At 51.0% G+C, this 4,719-nt stretch carries 6 protein-coding genes; 1 reads left to right on the top strand and 5 read right to left on the bottom strand.

Annotated features, from left to right (window positions below):
* Positions 1-121: 121 nt before the first annotated feature.
* Both Q0231_RS03575 and Q0231_RS03580 read right to left on the bottom strand, forming a co-directional pair.
* Positions 122-1,444 (bottom strand): ammonium transporter, encoded by a 1,323-nt coding sequence (locus Q0231_RS03575; RefSeq protein ID WP_299345179.1) that lies wholly within the window; start codon positions 1,442-1,444, stop codon positions 122-124.
* Positions 1,445-1,476: 32 nt separating this feature from the next.
* On the bottom strand, positions 1,477-1,815 hold the full coding sequence (locus Q0231_RS03580) for a P-II family nitrogen regulator (RefSeq protein ID WP_269393412.1): 339 nt from the start codon (positions 1,813-1,815) through the stop codon (positions 1,477-1,479).
* 239 nt (positions 1,816-2,054) lie between these two features.
* Here Q0231_RS03580 and Q0231_RS03585 point away from each other — a divergent pair, with 239 nt between their 5' ends.
* Positions 2,055-3,308 (top strand): FAD-dependent monooxygenase, encoded by a 1,254-nt coding sequence (locus tag Q0231_RS03585; RefSeq protein WP_299345187.1) that lies wholly within the window; start codon positions 2,055-2,057, stop codon positions 3,306-3,308.
* Between the two features lie 9 nt (positions 3,309-3,317).
* On the opposite strand, the gene Q0231_RS03590 is transcribed toward Q0231_RS03585, so the two are convergent.
* The 3 genes from Q0231_RS03590 to Q0231_RS03600 all read right to left on the bottom strand — a co-directional run.
* Positions 3,318-3,533: a Trm112 family protein gene (locus tag Q0231_RS03590; RefSeq protein ID WP_299345190.1), complete on the bottom strand. Its 216-nt coding sequence runs from the start codon at positions 3,531-3,533 to the stop codon at positions 3,318-3,320.
* Entirely contained in the window at positions 3,530-4,189 is a 660-nt protein-coding gene (locus tag Q0231_RS03595) for an LON peptidase substrate-binding domain-containing protein (RefSeq protein ID WP_299345193.1), read from the bottom strand. The genes Q0231_RS03590 and Q0231_RS03595 overlap by 4 nt, the downstream gene beginning before the upstream one ends.
* Before the next feature lie 24 nt (positions 4,190-4,213).
* A partial coding sequence (locus tag Q0231_RS03600; protein WP_299345196.1) for a tetratricopeptide repeat protein occupies positions 4,214-4,719 on the bottom strand: 506 nt, incomplete at its 5' end.

Here is a 4,719-nt window from a genome sequence, read left to right on the forward strand (position 1 = left end):
ATTATGCCTATTCCTTTTTGCGTGGATGATACTCATGAGAAGACACCTATTATGAAACAAAAAAAGGGGGGCCGAAAGGCCCCCCAAACACGCATCGTTAGACGCGCCCGCAAAGTCAATATCAACCGCTACCGGCAGCACCGACAAACTCAGGGTAGGCTTCCATGCCACACTCGGCCATATCCACGCCCTCGTACTCTTCCTGCTCGCTGACACGGATTCCCATGACGGCCTTGAGGATGCCCCAGACGATCAGGCTAGTGACAAAGACCCAGACAAAGATGGTAATTGCACCGATGATCTGGCCGCTGAAGGACGACCCGTCGTTCGTGACAGGCACCAACAACAAGCCCAGCAGACCAACAACACCGTGCACAGAGATTGCACCGACAGGATCGTCGATCTTCATCTTATCCAGTGCAATGATGGAGAACACCACAAGCACACCGCCTATCGCGCCGAACAGTGTCGCCTGCAAGGCAGTGGGTGTAGAGGGTTCAGCCGTGATAGCCACCAGTCCCGCCAGGGCACCGTTAAGCGCCATAGTGAGGTCGGCCTTGCCGAACATCATGCGCGCAACTATCAGCGCCGCAATCAAACCACCTGCTGCGGCAGCGTTGGTGTTCATGAATACGACAGCGACAGAGTTCGAATTCTCTACATCGGAGGTCGCCAGTACAGAACCACCGTTGAAGCCGAACCAACCCAACCAAAGAATGAACATGCCCAAAGTGGCTAAAGGAATGGACGAACCGGGCATAGGGGTGACCATGCCATTTTCGCCATAGCGACCAGCACGCGCACCAAGAAGAAGCGCACCAGCAAGAGCGGCCCAACCACCTACAGAGTGGACCAAAGTTGAACCCGCGAAATCTGAAAAGCCTATTTCGGCCAACCAGCCCGCGCCCCACTGCCATGAACCTGTTATGGGGTAGAGAATGCCAGTCAGAACAGCTGTGAAAATCAAAAACGGCCAGAATTTAATGCGCTCGGCCAAGGTGCCTGAAACAATCGAGGCAGTTGTGGCACAAAAGACCATTTGGAAAAACCAATCTGAGGCAACCGAATAACCGGCGCTCCCATCATCAGCACCGGGTGCTGGGAAATCATAGGGGCCAAAGCTACCCAAGAAGCCGCCATCAACACCTGTGTACATCAGGTTGTAGCCGGTGACCCAAAACATGATGCCAGCCACAGAATAGAGTGCGATGTTTTTCAGGCCCTGCATGGATACGTTTTTTTGACGCACCAATCCCATTTCTAGCATGGCAAAACCAGCGGCCATCCACATGACAAGGAAGCCGCCAACCAAAAAGAGCAGCGTGTTGAAGATTGAAATATATTCAGGGGCAGCCGCTTCTTGGGCGAAAGCGGGCACGCTAAGTGCGGCCGCCATTACCGGCGCTGTGAGCGCGAGGATTGTTTTTTTCTTATTCTTGATCATTTTTTGGACCTCCAAAATGTCCTTCAATCGGTTCAAAGTGCTTCAATGGCGCGTTCGCCAGTGCGAATGCGGATGGCATCGAGCAAGTCGAATACAAAGATTTTGCCGTCGCCGATCCGTCCGGAGCGAGCAGCTTCGGTAATGAGGTCGATGACATCGGCCAATTGGTCATCAGTCAGAGCGACCTCGACCTTGAGTTTGGGGATGAAGTTCACCGCATATTCAGCACCGCGGTAGATTTCCGTATGGCCTTTTTGGCGGCCGTAGCCCCGTACTTCGGTTACGGTCATCCCGTGAATGTCTTTAGCGCTCAATGCATTTCGCACGGCGTCTAGACGGGAGGGTTTGATGATTGCAGCGAGTAGTTTCATGAGCAAAATCCTTTACATGCGGCGTTTGACTTGCCCAAATAACAACAAGACTCGTGCCAACTTGTTTTGTAACCATCCAAGCGATTGAATTTGATGGAAGAATCAGGACCGGCGACTCAATTGGTCTATAGCGAAGCAATTTCACTAATGATTAAACAATGTGCATAATTTGCTCGGTGCTCAAAATTTAGTCATCCTGCGACAAAGCATATCTTGCTCGCTTGCTCAAAGGGTCTAAAATGGATAGCGGTGATTTGCGGAGTAAGAAGTTGGCGAAGAATTTGCAATTTGATGTGTTGATCGTAGGGGCGGGGCCTGTTGGTTTGACGTTGGCGTTGGCCCTAAAACAGTTTGCGCCAGGCATGCGGGTTGCCATCAACGATGTGCGACCGCTCGAGGTGCCACGCGACGAGCGGTCATCAGCCCTGGCGCTGGGGGTTACCTCTGTTTTTGAAGCGCTTGGTGTTTGGGACCAAATGATTGATGAGGCCGAGCCGATCAAAGGCATGAAAATCACCGATAGTGATCAGGCCGATATTCACCGTCCCTTATTCTTGCAATTTGAAGGGGATGTGAAACCGGGCAAACCATTTGCCCATATGGTGCCCAATCGGGTCACTCTGAAAGTCTTGATTGAGGCGGCCAAAGAATCAGGTGTTGAGGTTTTTGCGCCTAATAAGGCTGCGCGTTTTGAATTTAAGACCAGCGGTGTCGATGTGGTGCTTGAAGACGGTACGGGTTTAAGCGCTGCTTTGGTGGTTGGCGCGGATGGTGCGCGCTCGGCTCTGCGCGAGATGGCTAAAATCGACACGTTTGGGCATGATTATAAGCAGTCAGGCATTGTGACTACTTTCGCGCATGAGTTTGACCACGACCAAATCGCCTATGAACATTTTCTGCCCGCCGGACCATTTGCAACTTTGCCCCTGCCCAACAAACGCTCAAGCCTTGTGTGGACAGAGCGCACGCCCGACGTTCAGCAGTATCTTGATATGGATCTAGCGAAGGTGGCGCTGGAAATTGAAAAACGGATGGGCTCTTCTTTTGGCAAGGTAACTGTTGAAGCGCCTTTGCAAGCTTTTCCGCTAAGGTTGCAAATTGCCAAGAGCTTTATTGGTGATCGACTTGCTTTGATTGGCGATGCGGCACATGTGGTGCATCCGATTGCGGGGCAAGGCATGAATTTGGGCATCAAAGATGTGGCGGCTTTGGCTGAAGTTGTGATCTTGGCCATGCGACACGGTGAAGATATTGGCCATGAGGCGGTTCTTGAGCGGTATGAGAAATGGCGGCGTATGGATATTGGTCTGATGGCTGTGGCAACCGATGGGCTAAATAAACTGTTTTCAAACAATCTGCCGCCGTTGCGGGTCATCCGGGATGTGGGTTTAGGGGTCGTTGACCGTTTGCCAATTCTTAAAAACGCATTCATCGGCCATGCCGCAGCTGCGCAAAGCAATGGCCCACGTTTGCTTAGCGGTCGCCCAATTTAGGTTTTAAGCCTATTTTTGATTTGGATTGCGTTGCTCGGATTCCTCCAGCTGGCGGGCCTCATCCAAAATCAACAAGGGCACATTGTTGCGGATGGGAAAGGCCAGGCGAGCGGCATAGGAAATGAGTTCGGTCTTATCCTTGGACCATTCAAGCCGCGTTTTGGTGAATGGGCAGACCAGTATTTCAAGGAATTGGGGGTGAATATTGGGCTTTGTCGTGGTCATTGCATGGTGATGTTTGCGTCTTGGCGCGACATCTCAATTTCTGCAAAAGCCATCAGCATTTCCGCCCGCGTTGCCAATGTGTCTGCCTCAAGAAGCGCTTGGCGCCCTCTTGCTGCATAGGGGCTGGCCATTGAACATGTGTTGATGAGGTCTTCTAATCCCGCTTCATTGATCTCATCCCAATCCAATTCAAAATCAGCGAACTCGGCATAAGAGCGCAACAAATTGACAAAGCGATTGCGGTCGATATCATTTTCACCAAATCCGGCAATCAAATCTTGCTTGAAGGGGGAGGTGTCGATGGTGCCTGTGCGATAGGGTTTGTTGTTTAAAACAGAATCGCCCTTAAGGTTGAAACGGCAAAGGCCTGTTAGGCCGATCATATAACGTTCGTCGCCAACTTCTTCAAAATGGGTGATCCGGCCCAGCGTGCCGATGGATTGAAGTTGCGGGACTTCGCTTTCATCGTCCGCATTTTGCGGCTGGATAAGGCCAATCAGGCGATTGCTTGAAAGGGCATCGTCGACCAGTTCCACGTAGCGTTCTTCAAAAATGTGCAGAGGCAATACCGCGCGCGGAAACAGCAGAGCGCCGTCCAGCGGCAGCAAAGGTACGGTTTTGGCGGCGACAAGTTTATCGGCTTTTGAAGAACCCATTTGGCTATGTTACCTCAAATCAGCCTAGCTGAAAAGTACAGCGGAGAGCATTCGCCGACCTTTGACAGACGCTGGGTCCATTGGTCCCCACGCTTCAAACAGTTCCAAAAGCTTGGTTCGGGCACCGTCCTCATTCCATTCTCTGTCATTTTTGATAATGGCGACGAGGCTTTGTGCCGCTTTGAGTTTCTCACCGGCCGCATTATAGGCGATGGCCAAATCATAGCGCAATTGATGGTTGTTTGGGTCGGTTGCCAATTTCTGTTCAAGGGCGGTTGTGTCTTCCAGTCCCTCCGCTTCTTGAGCAAGCCCCAATGCCGTATTCAATTTTTGGTAGCTCTCAAGGTTTTGCCCCTCTTGGCTAACCGACAATAGTGTGTGCTGAGCGTTTTCCATATCGCCAAGTTTCACGTGAATCGCTGCAATGCCAATTATTGCTTCATCATTTGGTGTAATAGGTGCGGCAATAATCATAGTTGGCAATATAATAGATACTATAAGTATTTTGAATTGATATATTAAGAAACGCA

Origin of the sequence: uncultured Maritalea sp. (genome assembly GCF_937139385.1) — a bacterium.
Lineage (GTDB): Bacteria > Pseudomonadota > Alphaproteobacteria > Rhizobiales > Devosiaceae > Maritalea > Maritalea porphyrae_A.